This is a genomic window from Priestia endophytica, assembly GCF_026790145.1.
Classification (GTDB): domain Bacteria; phylum Bacillota; class Bacilli; order Bacillales; family Bacillaceae_H; genus Bacillus_I; species Bacillus_I endophytica_A.
Map to the genome: position 1 here is coordinate 215,297 of NZ_JALAMS010000003.1, position 20,914 is coordinate 236,210.

Annotated in this window: 19 protein-coding genes; 16 read left to right on the forward strand and 3 right to left on the reverse strand. The window is 35.4% G+C overall.

What is annotated here, in order from left to right:
- Nucleotides 1-17: 17 nt before the first annotated feature.
- Nucleotides 18-2,237, reverse strand: a complete 2,220-nt coding sequence (locus MOC86_RS05265) for a S8 family peptidase (RefSeq protein WP_268583120.1) — start codon at nucleotides 2,235-2,237, stop codon at nucleotides 18-20.
- 639 nt (nucleotides 2,238-2,876) lie between these two features.
- Between MOC86_RS05265 and MOC86_RS05270 the strand changes: the two genes are divergently transcribed.
- From MOC86_RS05270 to MOC86_RS05330, 13 genes are all read left to right on the forward strand, one after another.
- Entirely contained in the window at nucleotides 2,877-4,052 is a 1,176-nt protein-coding gene (locus MOC86_RS05270) for a CAP domain-containing protein (RefSeq protein ID WP_268583121.1), read from the forward strand.
- A gap of 142 nt (nucleotides 4,053-4,194) precedes the next feature.
- Nucleotides 4,195-5,088 carry an S-layer homology domain-containing protein gene (locus MOC86_RS05275; protein ID WP_268583122.1) on the forward strand — a complete coding sequence of 298 codons (894 nt, stop codon included), beginning with the start codon at nucleotides 4,195-4,197 and terminating at the stop codon, nucleotides 5,086-5,088.
- A 177-nt stretch (nucleotides 5,089-5,265) separates the two neighbouring features.
- The gene (locus MOC86_RS05280) at nucleotides 5,266-5,547 is read left to right on the forward strand and encodes a hypothetical protein (RefSeq protein WP_268583123.1); all 282 of its coding nucleotides are present in this window, start codon (nucleotides 5,266-5,268) and stop codon (nucleotides 5,545-5,547) included.
- Between the two features lie 106 nt (nucleotides 5,548-5,653).
- Entirely contained in the window at nucleotides 5,654-5,980 is a 327-nt protein-coding gene (locus MOC86_RS05285) for a general stress protein (RefSeq protein ID WP_268583124.1), read from the forward strand.
- Nucleotides 5,981-6,092: 112 nt separating this feature from the next.
- Nucleotides 6,093-6,671: a DedA family protein gene (locus MOC86_RS05290; RefSeq protein ID WP_268583125.1), complete on the forward strand. Its 579-nt coding sequence runs from the start codon at nucleotides 6,093-6,095 to the stop codon at nucleotides 6,669-6,671.
- Between the two features lie 161 nt (nucleotides 6,672-6,832).
- Nucleotides 6,833-7,111 (forward strand): hypothetical protein, encoded by a 279-nt coding sequence (locus MOC86_RS05295; RefSeq protein ID WP_268583126.1) that lies wholly within the window; start codon nucleotides 6,833-6,835, stop codon nucleotides 7,109-7,111.
- 580 nt (nucleotides 7,112-7,691) lie between these two features.
- Nucleotides 7,692-9,158 (forward strand): N-acetylmuramoyl-L-alanine amidase, encoded by a 1,467-nt coding sequence (locus tag MOC86_RS05300; RefSeq protein ID WP_268583127.1) that lies wholly within the window; start codon nucleotides 7,692-7,694, stop codon nucleotides 9,156-9,158.
- A gap of 214 nt (nucleotides 9,159-9,372) precedes the next feature.
- Nucleotides 9,373-10,503: a polysaccharide pyruvyl transferase family protein gene (locus tag MOC86_RS05305; RefSeq protein ID WP_268583128.1), complete on the forward strand. Its 1,131-nt coding sequence runs from the start codon at nucleotides 9,373-9,375 to the stop codon at nucleotides 10,501-10,503.
- Nucleotides 10,504-10,523: 20 nt separating this feature from the next.
- Nucleotides 10,524-11,618 (forward strand): glycosyltransferase, encoded by a 1,095-nt coding sequence (locus MOC86_RS05310; protein ID WP_268583129.1) that lies wholly within the window; start codon nucleotides 10,524-10,526, stop codon nucleotides 11,616-11,618.
- A 3-nt stretch (nucleotides 11,619-11,621) separates the two neighbouring features.
- Complete coding sequence (pssD, locus tag MOC86_RS05315; RefSeq protein ID WP_243516458.1) at nucleotides 11,622-12,107, forward strand: PssD/Cps14F family polysaccharide biosynthesis glycosyltransferase; 486 nt, start codon at nucleotides 11,622-11,624, stop codon at nucleotides 12,105-12,107.
- Nucleotides 12,104-12,598, forward strand: coding sequence for a PssE/Cps14G family polysaccharide biosynthesis glycosyltransferase (pssE, locus tag MOC86_RS05320; protein ID WP_268583130.1), 495 nt, complete (start codon nucleotides 12,104-12,106; stop codon nucleotides 12,596-12,598). The genes pssD and pssE overlap by 4 nt, the downstream gene beginning before the upstream one ends.
- Nucleotides 12,599-12,602: 4 nt before the next feature.
- Nucleotides 12,603-14,126, forward strand: coding sequence for a murein biosynthesis integral membrane protein MurJ (gene murJ, locus MOC86_RS05325; RefSeq protein ID WP_268583131.1), 1,524 nt, complete (start codon nucleotides 12,603-12,605; stop codon nucleotides 14,124-14,126).
- 486 nt (nucleotides 14,127-14,612) lie between these two features.
- Nucleotides 14,613-15,662 (forward strand): glycosyltransferase family 4 protein, encoded by a 1,050-nt coding sequence (locus MOC86_RS05330; RefSeq protein WP_019394862.1) that lies wholly within the window; start codon nucleotides 14,613-14,615, stop codon nucleotides 15,660-15,662.
- 72 nt (nucleotides 15,663-15,734) lie between these two features.
- Here the strand turns inward: MOC86_RS05330 and MOC86_RS05335 are convergent, their stop codons facing one another.
- Nucleotides 15,735-16,727: an LCP family protein gene (locus MOC86_RS05335; RefSeq protein WP_019394863.1), complete on the reverse strand. Its 993-nt coding sequence runs from the start codon at nucleotides 16,725-16,727 to the stop codon at nucleotides 15,735-15,737.
- A gap of 170 nt (nucleotides 16,728-16,897) precedes the next feature.
- Nucleotides 16,898-17,533 (reverse strand): YigZ family protein, encoded by a 636-nt coding sequence (locus tag MOC86_RS05340; protein ID WP_268583132.1) that lies wholly within the window; start codon nucleotides 17,531-17,533, stop codon nucleotides 16,898-16,900.
- Nucleotides 17,534-18,001: 468 nt separating this feature from the next.
- Here MOC86_RS05340 and MOC86_RS05345 point away from each other — a divergent pair, with 468 nt between their 5' ends.
- The 3 genes from MOC86_RS05345 to MOC86_RS05355 all read left to right on the forward strand — a co-directional run bounded on the left by MOC86_RS05345 (nucleotide 18,002) and on the right by MOC86_RS05355 (nucleotide 20,854).
- Nucleotides 18,002-19,159, forward strand: a complete 1,158-nt coding sequence (locus MOC86_RS05345; protein ID WP_268583133.1) for a sensor histidine kinase — start codon at nucleotides 18,002-18,004, stop codon at nucleotides 19,157-19,159.
- Nucleotides 19,160-19,194: 35 nt separating this feature from the next.
- Complete coding sequence (locus MOC86_RS05350; protein ID WP_061804744.1) at nucleotides 19,195-19,881, forward strand: response regulator; 687 nt, start codon at nucleotides 19,195-19,197, stop codon at nucleotides 19,879-19,881.
- 130 nt (nucleotides 19,882-20,011) lie between these two features.
- Nucleotides 20,012-20,854 carry a DegV family protein gene (locus tag MOC86_RS05355; RefSeq protein ID WP_268583134.1) on the forward strand — a complete coding sequence of 281 codons (843 nt, stop codon included), beginning with the start codon at nucleotides 20,012-20,014 and terminating at the stop codon, nucleotides 20,852-20,854.
- Nucleotides 20,855-20,914: the final 60 nt, after the last annotated feature.

The window sequence follows — 20,914 nt, forward strand, 5'->3', positions numbered from 1 at the left end:
CGATGAAGTCTTCTCTTTTACAGTTTTGAAACACGATATAACATAGCCGAAAATTGGGCACGTGTAATCGGTTCATATGGTCTAAATTTGTCTTGTTTCGTAATGATGCCAGCTTCTGTTAAACGACTCACTGCATCAAAGCAAAAACTTGAAGAAGGGACATCTTCAAAGGTAAATGTGCTTTTCTCTGACAAAGACAGCGAGCGATCTAGAATAAGGGCCATCTGGGCTCTTGTAAGGGTGTTTTCTGGCTTGAATTCATGACCATAACCTCTTACAACACCATGCTGATAGGCGCTTAGAACAGCGAGTCCTCCGCTTTGTTCTAGAACGACATCATTAAACGGGGTGTCGATTGATTTAGGTTCTAATGAAAGAAAACGAGAGATCATCATAACACCATGCCTTCTTGTGAGAGAATCATTTGGCTTGAAAAATCCATTATCATATCCTCTAATCCATCCTTGTTCAAGACCTGTTTGAATTTCCTTTTTCGCCCATACTGCTCCATCTAAATCTTGTGGAATCATCTTTTTTTCTCGAGAAGTTAATGTTCGTTTATTTTTAGTTAAGATTGTACCTTCTTCGTCTACAACGAATAACCCTACGCTGTTAGGAAGTCCGTCATCTAAGAAGGGAAGAGTAATATCAAGAAGCTGCGATGTGATGTTTTGTTGCTTTATAATGTCTCCATTTTTCGTGATAAGAAGTTTTTTGTTTATAAGATTAGAAGTAAAAGCTATAGCGATACTTTTAGATTCTGTTAGAGATTGTCCGTTCTTTATATTAAGAAATTCCGCTTTTTCTGACGAAGTTGGCATATTAATAGCCTTTTCAACATTTAGAAGTCCGTAGGTTGTTGAAAAATTCTCTGCTGATGAGAGAAGCTTGTCTCTTACTAAAAGCCAGTCTAGGTCTGGGTTTACTGTTCTAATTAATGCAGCAGCACTGCTTACAAAGGGAGTTGCAACAGAAGTACCGCTGTATGATTTGTACTCGTTCAAGCCATATGTACTGTAAATATTCTCTCCTGGAGCACTTATATCAATTTCCCATCCTTTATTGCTGTTTTCTATTGGTGCTCCAGTTTTTGTGATTCCTGTAACAGCAATTACCCCAGGATACGAAGCGGGGAAAATGGTGCTAATATCTTTGTTTTGATTTCCAGCTGCAGCTACAACAGCAATATCATGAGAAAGAGCATTTTGAATCGATTCACGTAATATAGTAGTTTCACCACTACCAGCAAGACTAAGGTTAATAACATCAACATCTTTCTTTATGGCATCTTCAATAGCTTGACTAATTTCAAAGTCACTTCCATTCCCGAAATCATCAAGAACTTTAAATGGAATAATATCTACAGCTCCATTTAATATAGCCCCATCTATTCCCTTATTATTGTAAGCACAAGCTCCAATGATTCCTACAATATGAGTGCCATGACCAAGATTATCTGAAGGCCAAACATAAGGAGAGATATAGTTCCTTCCTTGGCTTGTTAAGATATTATCGCAGAAATCCTCGTGTTGATTTATACCCGAATCAATAACTGCAATTCTTGCATTGTTCACAGCTGTTATGTTCTCTATAGATGGAGTCTTATTCCATCCTGCAAATGAGGAAAGCACTACAACCATGTTTCCATATGTTATCTTTTTCGGAAGAAGCACATCAGCCCTTTTTAGCCCTGCTTTTTGTTCACTAATCAGAGAGCCATCATTATATACTTTAACAGACCAATCTTTCTCAACATGATCAAGTGTGATGCTTAAGCGGGATAATTTTTGATTTTCCCATGCTATCTTTAGCTTCGTTTCTTTGTTAGCTGTCTTAAAGGTTTGTCCTGTATATTTTATAGATGTTCCTTCATTAACATCTTGGATTTCTTTGTCTAAAAGGAGATTATTGTTTTTCCGTAAGTTTGATGGTACATGAATAAGCTTTAGCCCCCATTGTTCATCAACAAGAGAAGGAGTTTCAGCACTTACTTCTTTCTTTTTTTCACTTTCATAAAATAAGATAGTCCCTTGTTTTTTTAGCATTTGAATCTCTGATTTGGAGAGATTTGTTTTGACAACATTGTTACTTTGTTTCGCATCAGGATATTTAACAAGAAAAGCTTTAGCTTCCCGCTCAGTTTGAAAGTAGAGAAGAGAGGAAGCATTAATAGTGGTAGAAAAGGAAAAAATAAAAGAAAACAATACAATTAGCGAACATATATATTTAGTTTTCATGTTGTTGCTCCTTTAATATAGAGGTACTTCTTAATAATAGGAGAGGAATAAAATGAAGTAAATGAAAGAATGTGAGTTTTTGGACATAAAAAAGGCCCATCTATACGAGTAGATGAGCAAAAGTATGGTTTACCAACCAAAATCTTATCAATTTTTATTATACTCAATTTTTATCTGTAATTCATTTCATATATTTTAGAATTTATGTATTATTATACCTTTAAAATATTATATTGGAAAATATGTGAGTATAAAGAACCTTTTTATAATCTTAAAGTTTATATTTGGAATTAAAATAATTAATTAAGACTGTATTGCGAGATTATACAGGGTCTAATGACTTATATTTGTGTATATATGGTTTAAATTACTGGTTGATATCTTTTTCTTTTCATACTACTATTAAGTCTACCAATCGAGGTTTTCACAACCTAAAGCTACTGTTTCAGTAGTCATAAAAAGCTGCTAGATCTTTCTAGCAGCTTTTTTATATTGTATGACAGTAGAAAGACTGTTTTGTGATGAAATAAGGAGAATGTTTAATACAGTGTAACTTTTTGTATGTGTTGTACGTTAACACATAGAGAAGTTTTTTAAGGGATAGGGATATTTCCCTTTAATAAAGGAAGTGTCTAGAGTATGAATAAATTATTTGGTGCAAGTGTTGCCCTTTTCTTTTTATTCAATATGACTCCTTTTTCAGAGAATGATCTTTCAAATATGAAGTTAACAGAGTATGCAGCAGCCGTTGACAATATAATTGGACCCCAAACAGAAGCAGCAACTACTAATAACAGAGTAGATGGTGTGGGAGAGGTTAACGAAAAGAAAGAAAGTATTTCGAACGAAGATAAGGTAATAGATAAAGGGACAACAGAAGTACAGCAAGATAAAAATAAAATAGATAATGGGAAAGTAAATACAGTTTCTTCTAATAAAGACATGAAGGTAGAAAAACAAGACAATAAGCCATTAGTGACAATTCATTCTATATTCATTGGAGAAAACAAAGAATCTGTTCTTCAAAAACTCGGAGACCCCATTAGAAAATCGTCAAATGATTATGGAATAGAGTGGAACACATATCATCAAAATTACAATCATTTCTTTATGGTTGGTTATCAAGATGAAAAAGTCGCTGCCCTTTATACAAACCAAGATGTATTCAAAACAACCAAAGGGATAAAGTCAGGCTCTACTGTTGATGAAGTGCGAGAGGCATATGGTTCTCCACTTGAAACTATCCAGAAAAATGGAAGTAACTATTCTGTTGAAGATGAAGAATATGATACGTATGAGCTAGATGGATATTATGTAACATTTTTCTATGATAATCTAGATGGCCAAAAAGTAACGGCTGTTCAAGTCATTACAAAACGTGCTGAAGAAGAAAAGGAAGGCTACTATGGTAATCCATCTCAAATGTTAGAGGAAGGATTCAAATGGCAAATGTTCGATCTTATTAATGCTACAAGAGTAAAACATGGCCTTCTTCCTCTTGTATGGAATGACCAAATAGCTAAAACAGCTCAGCATCATAGTTTAGATATGGCTGACAATGATTATTTTGGTCATAAAAACCAAAGTGGCAAAACACCTTTTGATCGAATCGCAGAAGATCATATAGACTATTCTATTGCAGGAGAAAATATAGCTATGGGACAGCAAAACAGCATCTTTGCCCATGAAGCATTAATGAATTCTAAAAGTCATCGTACAAATATTCTTGATCAACGTTGGACGTATTTAGGAGTTGGTGTTTCAATAAATAATGAAGGAGTCCCATACTTTACGGAAAATTACTTTACTCTCTAATAAAAGTCGCCTTTTGGCGACTTTTTGTTTTCTAGTTAGAAAAGAGGATGTAGGAAAGAAACAAATTATGATAGGATAAGAGAGTATATTCAATAATATGACAATTTTTTTAGAAACTAGAAAAAGAGATGGAGGTTTTTTAATGGGAAAGACTTCGCGTAAAATTCTGGTTGGAACTCTTTCAGCAGCTGTAGTAGCAAGCATTGTTGCTCCTGTTGCACATGCGTCTTCATTTAAAGATATTTCAGAAGATTCTGATCATACTGAAGCTATTACTTCTTTAACAGAGAGAGGCATTATTAAAGGATTTTCTGATGGAACATATCGACCATATCAAGAGATTACAAGAGGGCAAGTAGCGAAAATATTCTCTCGTCTTCTTGATGGAGAAGGCAAGAAAGAATCTGTATTCAGCGATGTTCCAGCTGACTATAAAGATCAAGAACTTGTTTTAGCTGCAAGCGAGCTTTATCATAAAGGAATTATGACAGGATCTAACGGTAAAATGATGCCTAATAAGCCAATTACAAGACAGCAAATGGCGAAAGTATTAGTTGAAGCACTAAGTTTACAACCGAACACTGCGTACCCTAATAATCTTCAAGATCTTGATTATATACCAAGCAATATGCGTAAATATGTGCTAACACTTGTTCAAAATGGAGTAACGCGAGTTGATGATGGCTTGTATCGTCCAAGTGAAGCAGTTACACGAGCACAGTTTGCTTCTTTTGTATATCGAGCTCTTGAAGTAGGAGAGAGCGGAGAGGAAGATTTTGAAGTTAATGAAGCAACAGAAAATGAAGAACAAGTTTTATTAACTTTCTCAAAATCTGTTGAAAAAACGTCCATTACAGAGGAGGATTTTTCTGTTGAAGGAAGTCATCCTGTAAAAGTAGAGGGTGAGGGGAATAAAGTGATTTTAACTTTGGGTTCTTCCACAAATAATAAGAAGGCTGACACAGTAGATATTGTAGGCACTATTAGCAGTGATAGTGGTGAACTATTATCAAATGTCACTATAAAGGTAAAATAAAATAAAAGCACTGAAAAAGTGCTTTTATTTTATGTTTGTAGAGCATTTAATTTTCCTTCATTGTGTAAAATACTGCTAAAAGCAATTATAAAGATATCTTATAAAAGTAATTAATTTACATTTATGTAGCGACTTGCGTTAAAATGATATTATTAATCTTTTATAAGGAGGAAGATCATGAAAATATTTCTAAATGCTTTATTAGTAAGTGTTTCGGCATCTTTACTTTATATATTTATAATGTTTGTGACACCGATGTTTTTAATGATGACAGGAAGCTCGGCTTTTACTTCTAGCCCAGAGCTGTTCGGACACGCGCTTTATGTACTAAATATTGCAGATCAAGAATTTTTATCAAAAGCTACAAACCTGGGCCTAATCCTTTCATTCATACTAGGAGGAGTTCTTTATTATGGAGGGCGTACGTTAAGGAACAAACGACTTCATCAAAGTCCCTAATATATAAACCTATTAAATTTCTCCTTTGAAATGTGCTCTTTATGTTTTAAATCTTTTCTTCTGTGGAGTAGTATTTATACATTTCATAAAGGAGGAATTTAAGATTATGAAACCAGTAGTACGCGAGTATACAAATGATGAGTTATTAAAAGAAGATGTGAAGAAACTTCAAGTCCAAGGAATCTACGTATTATCCCATGATGATGAACGAACAAACCGTGTTGCTAATAATGCAGATGCAAACACAATCGGCATTAAAGAAATGGGTTTAGGTACTGCTGCAAGCAACTTGTTTAACAAAAAAGGGGACGAGCTTCGTCATAAATTAAGCGAGGTTGGTCTTTCTAAAACTGAAGCTGAGATGTATGAAGAAAAGCTTGATCAAGGTAAAGTTTTAGTTATCATTACAAACAATGAAACAGTACGCTTATAATTATGACCTAGCGCGTCTTCACGATGCGCTTTTTTCTTTTCCATTAATTAACTTGTTTAATAATCAATCATAAAGGCTATATTCTTTCCAAAAGGGGAAGGAGTCGGAATGTATGATGGATTTTATTACAGAAACGCTTAAAGATTTTGGAATATGGGGTCTTTTAGCTGGCCTTGCTGTTGAGGCTTCTTCTCTACCGTTCCCAGGTGCTCTCATCACACTTATTTATGGTTATCTACTAAATAGTTCTTTTCTCTATGCGTTTTGGATCTCAACTATAGGAAGCATCTGCTATACACTATTCAGCCTTATCCCTTATGGAATTGGCTATAAGCTAGAAGATAAGCTATCTCAAAAATGGAAAGATAAAAAAGTATTTAAGAAAAGTCAGCACTGGTTCCAAAAATGTGGTCAATGGACAATTGCTCTTGCAAGACCAATTGGAGTTGGCAACTATGTTTCATATCTAGCTGGAATTTCAAAAATACGCATTCTTCCATTTTTATTGCTAACATTCTTAGGTATCTTTCCATGGGTACTAGCAATGATTCTAGTAGGGGGAGCAGGTAATCTAAAAATGGCTAATTCCATTACCTCACAGGCTCAGACGTATATTTTTGTGATTGCAGGCATTGCTATTATTGGGTTTGTTATCCATAAAATGTACGCTCGCAAAAAGAGTGAATGCTAACGTTTACAAAAAAAAATAAGGGTACTTAATAAGTAGAAAGATAAACCCTTATTCAACAATAAAAGTGCCTCTATGACAAAATAACCCGGTTTCAAAACCAGTATATATATGAAACAATAGAATTACAAAAATTAACTATTTAAATAAGGAGTGCAGTTAAAATGTCAAACATCGTTTCATTTAATCTAGCGGGAAGTCGGTTAACTCTTAAGGAAATGACGTATTTGTACAAGCTTACGAAAACACATGGGTGCAAAATTTTCTTCTACAAAGATTTAGAGATTTGTAATGTTGCAGAGTTAACAAAACTTGTTCCTTTTATATTAACAGCTAAGAAAACACAAGAAACTTACGTTGTTGTTGAAGGAGAAGACATTTCAGCTGTGGCAGATAAAGTATCAAAACTATTAGAAAAACAAGAGCAACTTGCAAGCGTTTAAAATAGCATAGGCTCACTTGTCAAAGGAATGAACATATGGACACATTAATGATAAAAGAAAAAAGGTGGAATGAATTTTTACATACCGTAAAATCAATTCATTCCACCTTTTAGTATGCGTCAAATCTCCCTTTTTCACCAAAACTCCCCACAAATAGCTAGAAGAACTTCCTGAAAAATGCAAAAAGTTAGGTATAAGAGCAAATGGAAATTAAACCATAAAATGATAAAATAAAGATTGTCGAATATTGCAGAAATTTGTCTAGGGAAGGGGTGTGCCTATTTTCCTTCTTGTTCCCTTATTATTCCTTAACTTAGGTATAAAGAAATAGGAGTGTAGAAGTGGTTTTTGATTTGTAAAGAAAATAAAATATTTGGATGTTTATATAGCTTAATCCCTTGCTAGTCAAGGGATTATTAAGTTATCAATCTATTATCATACATTGAATTTACGACAAAATTTGATATAATTGGCAAATGAGTTATAACCTATAAAAATGAGTAAATATTAGTATCTTTAGGTAAGCGGGGCAGCTGTTGTTTTGCGCTGCTATACCAAAAATGAAAGGAGCTATTTTTTTATGTGGAAGAAAGTTGTTTCTTGTGCAGCAGCAGGTTTTTTACTAGCTTCTGCGCCGCTTCCGTCTGTGCTTGGAGGCAATGCAAGAGAGGCACATGCAGCAGCAAATTTTAACGATGTTTCAAGTGGTTTTTGGGCGAGTAAGGAAATTAATTTCTTACATTCAAAAGGAATTATTGAGGGGTATAACAATGGTTCGTTTTTACCTAATAACAAAGTTACAAGAGCTCAGGCAGCTAAAATGATTTTAAGTGCTTTAGGGGAAAAAGAACCAACTGTTTCAAACGATGTATTTTCCGATGTTAAAAAAGACCATTGGGCAGCGGGATGGATCAGTTTAGCGAAACAAAAAGGGATTATCAGTGGATACGATGATGGTACATTTAAACCGGAAGAAACATTAACAAGAGCGCAGATGAGTAAACTTCTCGTTAGAACCTTTGAGCAAGAATATGATCTCTCTGTTAAAGATGATACAGTTGAACCGTTTAGCGATGTATGGATTAATCAAGAATTTCGTCCGTATGTAAGTAAACTTTATCAACACGGAATTACAACAGGAACTGATAGTACCCACTATAGCCCGTATAACAGCGTGAATCGTGCTCAGTTTTCTGTATTCTTAAGTAGAACAATTGAACCAAGCTATCGCATTGGCAACGCAGAGAACGGTGATTCGTCCACAACTCCTCCAGCAACAACAAGTACATACGGAATTGTAAAAACTGATTCTCTCAATATGCGTAGTGGTCCATCTACAAGCAGTGGTGTTGTTGCTTCTTTAAAGAGAGGGATAAAAGTAGACTATCTTGGGGACCAACAGGGTTATTGGGTAAAAGTACGTTATAATGGACAAACTGGATATGTACATAAGCTCTACTTAAAACTTAAAAATGAGCAAGGAAGCTCTGTAGCAAACCGAGTGATTGTGCTTGATGCAGGTCATGGTGGAAAAGATCCAGGTGCTAGCGGTAATGGAGTTGTTGAAAAAGAACTTGTGTTAGATGTGGCACAACGTGTTCAGAAAAAGCTGGAAGCTGCTGGAGCAACAGTTATTATGACAAGAACTGATGCAGCAACATATCCAGAGCTTAAAGACCGCACAGATCTTGCACAAAGCAAGTATGCAGATATGTTTGTTAGTGTTCATGCAAACTCAGCGCCTTCAGCACCTTCTGCAAATGGCTCTGAAGTGTACTATGATACATCTCAAAATACTAATGGATCGGAAAGTGCAGTTCTAGCAAAAGAAATTCAAGAACAGTTTGTTTCTTTAGTTGGAATGAACGATAGAGGAACAAAAGATAACGATTTTTATGTTGTGCGTAATACAGATATGACGAGTGTTCTTGTTGAATTAGGTTTTCTTACAAATTCAGGAGATGCCGCTAAGTTTAAATCTGATTACTATCGCAATCTTTTTGCAGAAGCAATCTACTTAGGAATTAAGAATTACTACAGCTTATAACTACAGCTTATAATAGAAAAAGAGAAGGAGGAATCCTTCTCTTTTTTCGTATTTTAATAAGACCATTTCATTGTCCGAGTTTCGACAAAAATTATGGTATCAAAGGTTTAATCCTTTTAGTAAGAGTAGTATAATAAAAAAGTTGACGAATTTCAGCTAAAAACAACATTTTATTATAAATACAACAGAAAGTCGGATAATAGGTGCACACATGATGAGAGTAGGTATTATTGGAAATTACGGGCATGACAACAATGGAGATGAGGCCATTTTGTCAGGCATCTTAACACAGTTAAATACATTAGGTATTCGTAAAGGTGAAATTGTCATTTTTAGTAACAATCCAAGCAATACAGAGTCTCGTTACAACATCAAGGCAGTTCCTCTTTTACATAAGAAAGGTAACTTTATTCTCTCTGTCCTTCATACTGTCAAGCAAAGTTTTAAAATTATGAAAGACCTTGACTTACTTATTATTGGCGGCGGTGGTCTCTTAATGGATATGTATAAGAGAGATGCGCCTCTTTATAGTACGCTCGGTTTACTCGGATACTATGCTAAGTGTAAGGTAGTGATTTATGGAGTAGGAGCTGGCCCTATTACAACAAAGGCAGGAAAGTTTTTTATTAAAACATTAGCAAATAAAGCAGACTCTATCTCAGTAAGAGATGTAAAGTCTAAAGAGTTATTAAAGGACATTGGAATCCGAAAAGAGATTGACATTATCGGAGACCCTGCCTTTGCTATTGAACCAGTTCGCAAAAGAAGTAAAACAAATGAGCTTAAAAAAGTAGCTGTTACAGCTGTTCCTTACTTTAGTAAACAATATTGGCCACAGCGAGATGACAGTAAATATGAGTCCTATGTAAAAGGTATGGCTCAAAATCTAGATGAACTTATTGAAAAAAAGGGCGCCATTGTCACATTTTTCTCAACGAAGTACCCTCAAGATGTTGAGGTTACAAGAGAGATTTATGATATGATGACATATAAACAGTTTGTCCATCTTGAAGATGAAAACTTGCACCCAGACGAAATTGTTAAGCTTTGTGCAGAGCAAGACTTAATTATCGGGACTAGACTTCATTCTTTAATTTTGTCAGTTGTGGCAAGTACACCTGTGCTTGGCGTTGGTTATCATCATAAGGTGGAGCACTTTCTTCAAGCGCTTGGCAAGGAAGAATATTTTGTAGAGATTGGGGCTTTACAAGAAAAAGATACTTTCCTGCAAAAAGTGCAAGCAATGACAAGACAGTGGGATGAGACACAGTGTGCTTATGAAGATCTTTCTGAAACTTTCGCACAGCGTGCTGCAAAAGGGTTAGAAAAGTTAGCGAGAAAATAATACAGTGCGGTGATACGAAAATGAAACCGAAAAAATTACTAGTATTAAGTAATATGTACCCAAGTAAAGAGGCTTTAACATTTGGCATTTTTGTTAAAAATCAAGTGAATGCATTAAGAGAACAGGGACTAGAAGTAGATGTAGTAGCAGTTCAAAACCCAAATATGGGAAAAGCAAATGTATTGAAAAAGTATGGAAAATGGGCGCTCCAAACAGCAGGTAACTTGCTTACAAAAGGGCGTTCTTATGATGCTGTTCATGCTCATTACGTATTTCCAACAGGGGTGTTAGCCCTTTTATATAAGAAATTATTTAAATGTAGAATGATTATAACAGCTCATGGTGGAGATATTGATAAAATGGCGAAAAAATCTCCGCGTATTCGTAAGTGGACGGCAAAGATATTAAGAGAAGCAGATCATGTTATTGCAGTTGGAAATGAGCTTTATGAAGAGATTCATGAAAGCTTTCATGTTCCAAAAGAAAAGCTCTCTATTATTAATATGGGCGTGAATCGAGAAGTGTTCAAACCTACAGACCAAGCAGTAGCTCGAGAGAAGTTAGATTTGTTGCAGAATGAGCATATTTTCTTGTTTGTGGGCAATTTGATTAAGCAAAAGGGACTAATGGATCTTGTTCAAGCTTATGAGAAACTTCCAAAGGATAATAAACGTCTCATTTTAATGGGAGCAACAAAAGATGTTCGTTTTAGAGAAGAATTGGAAGCTTACATTAAAGATCATAATGTAGGGAATGTAGATATCTTGGAACCTCGAGCACAACAAGAGGTTGCATTATGGATGAGTGCTGCAGATGCCTTTGTATTGCCATCTCATATTGAAGGGTTTGGTCTTGTTGCGTTAGAAGCAATGAGCTGTCATACGCCTGTTGTGGGCACAAATGTAGGTGGTCTGCGTTATTTATTAAATGAAGACAGCGGTATATTAGTAGAGCCGCAAAATGTTTCATCGCTTTTTGAAGGAATGAATAAAGTGTTGACTGATGTTTCTTCTAGAGAACAATTGATTTCAAATGGCGAGAAAAGAGCACAAGAGAATGATCAACAAACGTTAATACGGAAAGTAATCAACGTTTATTCTCCTCTTGGAGGGTAGAAAATGGGAAGAAAGAAAAACAAACAAAAGAAAGTCTTATTTATTGCTTCTGTTGGTGGACACTTAACACAGCTCTTACAGTTAAAACCACTGTTTCAAAAATACGATTATCATATTATTACAGAACGCTCTGTTATTACAGAAGCCCTTCAAAAGGAATATAAAATGTCCTTTCTTGTATATGGGGCTCGTAACTATTTGTTTCGATACTTATTTAAGTTCACTTATAACTGCTTCAAATCGCTGTATCTATTCTTAAGAGAAAAGCCTGATGTTATCGTAACAACAGGAGCTCATACAGCTGTTCCAATGTGCTATATCGCAAAGCTATTCGGAAAGAAAGTTATCTTTATAGAAAGCTTCGCAAAAACAACGACTCCAACAATATCAGGACGTCTTGTTTATCCGATTGCTGACTTGTTTATCGTGCAGTGGGAAACGATGAAAGTACATTATCCAAAAGCAGTGCATGGAGGTTCAATCTATTGATTTTAGTTGTCTTAGGAACTCATGAGCTCCCTTTCACAAGGCTTCTAGAAGCTGTTGAAGAAGCAATAGAAGCAGGATTAATTCAAGAGGATGTTATTGTTCAAGTCGGACATACACCATTTAATTCAAAACATATGAAGCTTATCGATTTTACAAGCTATGATGAAATGGATCGCTTGTACGATGAAGCAAGAGTCATTATTACTCATGGTGGCACAGGATCAATTACATCAGGTCTTAAAAAAGGAAAGACATTAATTGCAGCTCCTCGGCTTATTAAATATGGTGAGCATAATGATGATCATCAGCTTGAGATTGTTAATCAATTTTCAAGAACAGGTCACCTTATTCCTTGGACAGATGAAGATAATTTTGAAGAGGTCCTTCAAAGAGCTGCTCACTTTACACCACAGCCTTTTTATAGTGGGAAAAATAACATTCTCTCATTGATCGAATCATTTATAGATGAGAATGTGAAGGGAAAGAACTAAGGGTATGTCAAAAAAATCGCTTTTAGCTGTAATAGGCGTTGTGGCTCTACTCAATATTCTTTCCCGTTTTTTTGGTTTTTTTAGGGAAGCAGTTATTGGATATCAATTTGGAACATCAGATAAGGCTGATTCTATTATATTAGCCTACACGATTCCAATGTTCCTTTATACTGTATTAGGAGGAGCTATTACAACGGCTTTTATTAGCATTTATAAAAAGATGACTAAAGAAGACGAAAAGCGTCAATTTCAAGAAGTGCTGTTTACTTATACATGTATTGGTATGGCTTTTTTGTCTCTTTTACTTGTTGTTTTTGCAGGCTCAATTGTACAGGTTCTTTTTCCAGGTCTTTCTGCAAAAACGGAAGAGACAACTGTTTACCTATTTAGATGGATGGCTCCGTCATCTCTTTTTCTTGTGTTGTCAATGTGGCTAACAGGAATTCTAAATATTTATAATCGGTTCTTTATGCCAGCATGTTCAACATTAGCTAACAATGCTGGTTTTGTTGTACTCGTACTTATTCTGTACCCTTTCCTTGGAATCGATGCTTACAATGTAGGAGCTCTTGCAGGCGCAATTGTAATGTGTATTTTGTTAGCTATTGAAATTAAAAAGTATAATATCATGACATTCCGTTTTCGCTTAAGTATGAAAGAAGGAGCGTATGTCCAACGGTTTTTTAGAATGATGATTCCCATTTTGTTAGGAGGAGCAACACTACAGTTTTATTTTTTAATTCAGCGTATGTTTGCTTCTGATTTAAGCGAAGGGGTCATTGCAGCTTTAAACTATGCTTCAAAGCTTGTTCAGCTACCACAAGTAGTTCTAATGACAGCTGTTACAACCGTTATTTATCCAAAACTTGCAGGTGAAGCATCTAAAGGAAATAGTGAAGGTGTCAATCTGATGTATGAAAAAGGGTTAAAAGCGCTTCTTTTATGCATTGGAGGGGCTACAATTTTTGTTTATGTATATGCCCATGAAATTATTGAAGCTGTATTTCAATATGGTTCTTTCACAGAAGATTCTACAATGCTTACAGCAACGCTTTTGAAATGGTTTGTTATTGGAATGTTCGCACATGGAGCAAATGTTTATGTGACGCGCTTTTTCTATGCTTTAGAGCGTCCATTCTTCCCGGTAGTAAGTGGGGTTATTGCTGTTTTTGTAATCAACGTTAGCCTTATCTATCTGTTTATGGAAAGCATGGGAGCTAGTGGTGTTGCTTTAGCAACAACCATCAGTGCATTTGTTCAATTTATGGCTCTTATTATTGTTGGAAAAGGGAAACTAGGGCTTAGTATACGCAGCTCTCTATTAAGCGGTTCTATTTGGATTTTTCTTCTGTTGCTCACAGTTGTTACAGTTCTTATAGGGTGGGGATTACCTATTGAAAACAGCATAGGACGTCTCATTATAGGAGGAATCCTTTTTGTCATCACTGTGTTGTTAGCTGGTGCAGTTACTAAAATCCCTGAGATTTCTTTTTTCTTCAATAAAATGAAGCGCAAAGTGATAAAATAGCCGGAGATTTTCTGCGGCTATTTTTTATGGAAAAATATCTTCGGTCAGAATAGCTGTAAAAATGATGATCTAAGTGAGCTTTATTATGATTCTATTATTCAGAAAAAAAAGATAGAATTTTGACAGATTAAGAGAAAAAGATTATAGTTTTGTAGAGAGAATAAATTCCTATAAAAACAGCGGTAAGATCCAAAAGTCTAATTAAAAAGGATTTTAGTTACGTTAGTTTTATAATGTCATAGAATTTTTAAATTTTTAGAGCTAAAAATCTTATTTAAGTCATAGATTCTATGTGGTATAATCCTTTTGGTAACTGAAAATCTTCATTGTTAGACCTTTTTATTGGTCAAAAATGCTCTGTAGCTACAAAGAAGTTACAAAACCTGTATAAAAAGACAAAAAAGTGTCTTGTAATACTAACCAATTGAAGATGTTAAGTATTGATTAAGAATTGATTTGGTTAAGATAAGCCTGAGGAGGGTCTACATGTTGTACTTGACCTTGTTTATCTGTTTTATCTCTTCGATTTTACTAACACCTCTTGTAAAGAAGTTAGCTTTCGTCGTAGGGGCTACAGATAAACCAAATAAACGAAAAGTTCATCAGCGCATTATGCCTCGTTTGGGAGGATTAGCAATATTCTTTAGCTTTATCATCGGCTTTTTGATTATGCAACCAGATAATAAATTTGCTTGGCCGATTGTTTTAGGAAGTATCATCATCATTATCACAGGGGTTTTAGATGATATTATTGAGCTATCTGCAAAATATAAGTTAGCGGGCCAGCTTTTAGCAGCAGCTGTTGTTGTTATTTATGGAGATGTAAAAGTTGTATCCATAAACCTCCCGTTTGATGGAATGCTCCACTTTGGGTTTCTAAGTATTCCAATCACAATCTTATGGATTGTAGGAATTACAAACGCCATAAACTTGATTGACGGACTAGATGGGCTGGCTGCAGGTGTCTCATCTATTTGTTTAATTACTGTCTCTGGTGTGGCTATTATGATGAATGATCCATTTGTTGTAACAATGGGTGTTATTACCCTTGGAAGTACATTAGGCTTTTTACTGTACAATTTCCACCCAGCTAAGATTTTTATGGGGGATACAGGAGCCTTATTTTTAGGATATATTATTTCCGTTTTATCGCTTCTTGGTTTTAAAGGAGTAACGGTAATATCTTTTATCCTTCCAATTATTGTTCTCGGTGTACCAATTTCTGATACATTTTTCGCAATTGTGCGTCGTATTGTGAAAAAGCAGCCGTTATCAGCACCGGATAAATCCCATCTTCACCACTGTTTAATAAGAGTAGGCTATAGCCATCGTCAAACAGTACTCATTATTTATGCAATGAGCGCCGTTTTTGGTCTAGCAGCCATTATCTTATCAAAAGTGGATATGTGGGCCTCTGTTCTTGTTATAGGAATTTTGCTTATTACGATTGAAATTATCGTTGAAAAAATTGGTCTTGTACATCAAAGTTACCGTCCAATTTTAAATATGGTACGCGGAATGCGAAAAAACGCGTAAAGAAAAAGCACTGACTAGATAGTCAGTGCTTTTTTGTATAAAAAGAACGCCTTCTACAAGGCGTTCTTTTAGTTAGTTGCTTGAAGAGTCAATCTCCAGATGTTTCTTCAACTTTTTAGATATCTTTTCAACAGAATCATCATTGAGCTTGTAATAATATGTGCCTCCAGGTTGGTAATCTTCACCTTCAAGCGTTAATGTTTCAATATCAAGCTTTGTTCCTTTTGTTGCATAATCATAAAACGAAAGCATATCATTAAAAGTCAAGTTTGTTTTCATGTTGTCACCAATTGCTTTAATTACACCTTCATATTTGTTGATTGATCCAACAGAAGAAGCTTTATTAACAATGGCTTTCATCACTTCTTGCTGACGCTGTCCTCGGTAAATATCACTATCTTGCTTACGTGTTCTTGCAAAGGCTAATGCTTCTTCACCATTTAATGTTTGAACACCTTTTTCAAGATGGATAGCATTATGCTCATCTTTTGAATTTTTCTCATACATTTCATAAGGGACGTTTACTTTTACCCCATCAAGAGAATCCACAACTTCCATGAATGCTTTGAAGTTTAATTTCACATAATAATCTACAGGAACATCAAATAGTTCTTCAACAGTTTCCATTGTAGCTTTTGAACCACCAGAGGCATGAGCATGGTTAATCTTATTTTTCTTACCTTCTTCAGGAACGTACACGTAAGAGTCACGAGGGATACTCACAAGCTTAACGGACTTTTGTTTTTTATTAAATGTAGCAAGGATAAGACCATCTGTTCTTGTGTTATTTCCATAGTTTCTCTGTTCTGTTTCATCAATTCCCATAAATAAAATAGAGATGTTATCATCGTCTGGATCAATTGCGCCTTCTCGTAGTGGAGAATGAGCACGATCAATCTTTTCAAATGATTCATCCATTGCAGTTTTTGCTTTAGCAAATAAGTTAAATCCATAAGCAGTGGCGCTTCCGACAACAAGTAAAATAGGTAAAACAAGGAAGATGAATAGTCGTCTTCTTCGCTTGCGCTTGTTTACTTTCTTTTGAAAACGTCTGTATTGAGACATCCTTTGACTCCTTTTAACAAAATTAATAAAATTTTAAGACAGAATAGTTTAATGTCTTCCCGCATGAAAAACATTAAATAGTTTTTTGGTTTGTTTTGAGAAAATCACTGTGTTCACTCAAAGCGTTAGATTTCATTTTACAATGTTTCTTCATATTCGTAAACAAGCCTTTAGAGAACGTCTTCTTCTAGGTAGGTATTTTCTCCTTCTTCAATTATTGCCTGTGCATTTGTTAATTCTGTCATCCATTCGACAAAGGAATCAATACGAGGCTCTTCAACATAAACCTCGAATTCAACATTTTCCGCATAGTTCATATTTTTAAGCTTATAAGTAGATGTGCGCAGTTCATTTTCAAGTTTGCCAAGCCAAGTATAGTCTACTTTTATATGCATGACTTTCATTAGGATTCGCTTAACAATTCCTACAGCGTTGAGACCTTCTGATGTTGATTTGCTGTATGCTCGTACTAAACCGCCAGCACCTAGTTTGATACCTCCAAAGTAGCGTGTAACAACAACAACAGTATCTTTTAAACTACGTTTTTTTAATACTTCAAGCATTGGTACACCTGCTGTTCCACTTGGTTCACCATCATCGTTAGCTTTTTGAAATTGATCGCGCTCTCCTACAAGATAAGCAGAGCAGTTATGGGTAGCATTCCAATGCGTTTTTTTTATGTCTTGGATAAAGTTTTGTGCTTCTTCTTCTGTTTTCACGCGCTGTACATGACAGATAAAGCGTGACTTTTGGATGATAATCTCATGTTCTCCTTGCCCTTTTGCTGTATAATATTTGGTAAGCACTGAGAAAAGTCCCTCCTTTAAAATCATAGGTTAGCTTGAAATCTATACATATTCACCAAAACTATAGTCATGTTTTATGTATTATCGTTTTATTAAATCTATGTTACATTTTGATGTTTTTAAAAAAAAATAGGGAAAGATGTGTGAAAATAGTGTCGTATTTGAACAACTTCACTATGTTCACTTTCTCATTATAATGACAAAAATTGTACTCGGCAAATTAAAAGGAACACGAAATGTCATAAGCGTAGTGGTAAGAGAGCAGGACTTTGACAGGTGCCTATTAAGTTAGTAATAATTTTACTAATAAAGAAACTCTACAACTGACGGAATCCCCATTCCGTACTATAACGTGAAGTTCACGTTGTGAAAAGTTTAGAAGGATAGAAGCGTGTTGCCTAACTATATGAAACAATGTGACATTTGCATGTTACATTTGTCCAAAAAAGCTTGTCTTGAGGTGAAAAGATGTCGAAACAGAAATTGACAAGCCGAGTATTAGATGAAATTTTTGAACGAATTATTTATACAGTTGACAACAGCAAAGGTGAGATTCACCGTATTGCTGAAGATTCTCGCAAAGAATTCGAGCAATTGCACCAGGAACTTGAACAGTTAAAAAGAAAAGTGCTTGAAACTATTGCAGAAGGTGATCGTCTTGAAATAAACGTGCGTGCTGCAAGAGCAAGACTCTCTGATGTGAGCCGCCATTTTAAAATTTATGACGAAGTGGAAGTAAAGGAAGCCTATGAGAAAGCACATAATTTCCAAACAAAGCTTATGGTCAATCGTCAGCTTGAAAATCAGCTTAAACAAAGACGTGATGAAGTTGAAAGACGCCTTCTTACGTTAACAGAGACGATTGAACGAGCTGAACATCTTGTGTCGCAAATCTCGGTAATTTTATCGTACTTAACAGACGATCTCCAACAGGTTGGAGAGATTGTTGAGGATGCCATTCAAAAAGAGTATTTTGGTTTCCGAATTATTGAGGCTCAAGAAGAAGAGAGGAAACGTTTGTCCCGCGAAATTCACGATGGTCCTGCTCAAATGCTTGCTAACGTTATGATGCGTTCAGAACTAATTGAGCGAGTCTATCGTGAAAGAAGCCCTGATGAGGCAATGAAGGAAATTAGAGACTTACGGAAGATGGTTCGCTCAGCTCTCTATGAAGTAAGGCGAATTATTTATGATTTAAGACCGATGGCACTAGATGATTTAGGGCTCATTCCCACTTTAAGAAAATATATTAGTACTGTTGAAGATTACAATGATGGTAAACCACAGATTTCATTCACGTCACTTGGATCTGATAAAAGGATGCCGCCAAAACTTGAGGTTGCTTTATTCCGTCTCGCTCAAGAATCGATTACAAATGCTATTAAACACGCCGATGCAAACTATGTGACTGTCAAAATTGAAGTGTGTGATAGCCAAGTCGCTCTTGTTGTAAAAGACGATGGAAAAGGTTTTGAAGTAGCAGAGAAAAAAGAGCAATCATTCGGGATTATGGGAATGAAGGAACGAGTGGAAATTTTAGATGGAAAACTAGAAATCAATTCAGCTATAGGCAAAGGTACAAAAGTGATGATTATTGTTCCTCAGTCTCAGCTGTTTCAATCATAAAACGTAGGCACATAGATTTTAGGAGGTAAGAAGATATGGAAACGAAAATAGTAATTATAGATGACCATCAATTGTTCCGTGAAGGGGTAAAACGAATTTTAGACTTTGAGCAAGACTTTGATGTTGTGGCAGAAGGTGATGATGGAGAAGAAGCTGTAAAGCTTGTTGAAGAGTATAATCCAGATGTTGTGATTATGGACATTAATATGCCTGGATTGAACGGTGTTGAAGCAACAAAACAGCTAATTGAAGAATATCCAGATACAAAAGTTATCATTTTATCTATTCATGATGATGAAACATATGTAACACATGCTTTGCAAACAGGTGCTCTTGGATATCTATTAAAAGAGATGGATGCAGATGCTCTTGTACAAGCTGTGCGCGTTGTAGCAGAAGGTGGTTCATATCTTCATCCAAAAGTAACAAACAGCCTTGTGAATGAGTATCGTCGTCTAGCTTCACAAGCTCAAAATGAACGTAAATACGCGGCAAGAGAAATTGAAATTCGCCGTCCGCTTCACCTTTTAACTCGTCGTGAGTGTGAAGTATTACAGCTTTTAGCTGATGGTAAAAGCAACCGCGGAATTGGTGAAACATTATATATTAGTGAAAAAACAGTTAAGAACCATGTAAGTAATATTCTACAAAAAATGAATGTTAATGATCGAACTCAAGCTGTTGTTGTAGCTATTAAAAATGGCTGGGTAAGCGTTCTGTAAAGGAAGAATAGTCAAAAGGGTGAGGCAAATTGTCTCACCTTTTCTTTCACATAGAGTAAAAATACATAATAATGGGTATTCTTTCTTTAGAAAGATTTTATACATAGGAAAAACCTGAGGAGGAGCATGAGTGAAAACGGCAATTATTGTTGATAGTACAGCATATATTCTAAAATCATTGAGAGAAGAAAAGAATATATATAGTATTCCATTAAGCATTATCTTTGATGACAAGTACTATAGAGAAGAAGAGAATATAACTGCAGAAGAGTTTTACGAGAAAGTAAAACAAGAAAAAATTTTTCCTACAACATCACAGCCACCAATTGGTGAGATTGTAGAGTTATTGAAAGAAATAGCAGTTAATTATGATGAAGCAGTATTTATTACGCTCTCAAGTGGTATTAGCGGTACTTATCAAACTGTTCAGTCTGCAGGCAGAATGGTAGAAGGACTGACTGTTTATCCGTATGATTCAGAGATAAGCTGCATGGTAGAAGGGTTTTATGCTCTAGAAGGAGCAGATATGGCTGTTCGTGGCAAAAGTGCAACGGAAATTGTTAAACGTTTTGATGAGATGAAACCGTTTATTAGGGCTTACTTTATTGTGGACGACTTATCACACCTTCAAAGAGGAGGAAGATTGAGTGCTGCCCAAGCTCTAATTGGCAGTGTTCTTCAAGTCAAGCCAATCCTTCATTTTGAAGATACAAAAATTGTTCCATTTGAAAAAATTCGCACAAGAAAAAAAGCTTTAAAACGAGTGTTAGAGCTTTTTCATGAAGATGCTTTTCAGGGGGTACCAATTGAAGCAACAGTTATTCACGCTAATCGTCCTCAAGAGGCGGAAGAACTTTGTAAAGAGATTGAAAATAAATATCCTAATGTAAATGTTAATATTTCTTATTTTGGGCCTGTAATAGGTACACATTTAGGTGAAGGTGCTTTAGGGCTTGGATGGTACCGTAAATAAAGAGAACGAGCTTTTGGCTCGTTCTTTTTTTATTTTCCCTATGAAGACGTTGATAACAAG

Excerpts from the sequence above, each read along its gene's own strand:
- MOC86_RS05265 (WP_268583120.1), bottom strand. The coding sequence starts at position 2,237 with ATGAAAACTAAATATATATGTTCGCTAATTGTATTGTTTTCTTTTATT.
- MOC86_RS05270 (WP_268583121.1), top strand. The coding sequence starts at position 2,877 with ATGAATAAATTATTTGGTGCAAGTGTTGCCCTTTTCTTTTTATTCAAT.
- MOC86_RS05275 (WP_268583122.1), top strand. The coding sequence starts at position 4,195 with ATGGGAAAGACTTCGCGTAAAATTCTGGTTGGAACTCTTTCAGCAGCT.
- MOC86_RS05280 (WP_268583123.1), top strand. The coding sequence starts at position 5,266 with ATGAAAATATTTCTAAATGCTTTATTAGTAAGTGTTTCGGCATCTTTA.
- MOC86_RS05285 (WP_268583124.1), top strand. The coding sequence starts at position 5,654 with ATGAAACCAGTAGTACGCGAGTATACAAATGATGAGTTATTAAAAGAA.
- MOC86_RS05290 (WP_268583125.1), top strand. The coding sequence starts at position 6,093 with ATGATGGATTTTATTACAGAAACGCTTAAAGATTTTGGAATATGGGGT.
- MOC86_RS05295 (WP_268583126.1), top strand. The coding sequence starts at position 6,833 with ATGTCAAACATCGTTTCATTTAATCTAGCGGGAAGTCGGTTAACTCTT.
- MOC86_RS05300 (WP_268583127.1), top strand. The coding sequence starts at position 7,692 with ATGTGGAAGAAAGTTGTTTCTTGTGCAGCAGCAGGTTTTTTACTAGCT.
- MOC86_RS05305 (WP_268583128.1), top strand. The coding sequence starts at position 9,373 with ATGAGAGTAGGTATTATTGGAAATTACGGGCATGACAACAATGGAGAT.
- MOC86_RS05310 (WP_268583129.1), top strand. The coding sequence starts at position 10,524 with ATGAAACCGAAAAAATTACTAGTATTAAGTAATATGTACCCAAGTAAA.
- pssD (WP_243516458.1), top strand. The coding sequence starts at position 11,622 with ATGGGAAGAAAGAAAAACAAACAAAAGAAAGTCTTATTTATTGCTTCT.
- murJ (WP_268583131.1), top strand. The coding sequence starts at position 12,603 with ATGTCAAAAAAATCGCTTTTAGCTGTAATAGGCGTTGTGGCTCTACTC.
- MOC86_RS05330 (WP_019394862.1), top strand. The coding sequence starts at position 14,613 with ATGTTGTACTTGACCTTGTTTATCTGTTTTATCTCTTCGATTTTACTA.
- MOC86_RS05335 (WP_019394863.1), bottom strand. The coding sequence starts at position 16,727 with ATGTCTCAATACAGACGTTTTCAAAAGAAAGTAAACAAGCGCAAGCGA.
- MOC86_RS05345 (WP_268583133.1), top strand. The coding sequence starts at position 18,002 with ATGTCGAAACAGAAATTGACAAGCCGAGTATTAGATGAAATTTTTGAA.
- MOC86_RS05350 (WP_061804744.1), top strand. The coding sequence starts at position 19,195 with ATGGAAACGAAAATAGTAATTATAGATGACCATCAATTGTTCCGTGAA.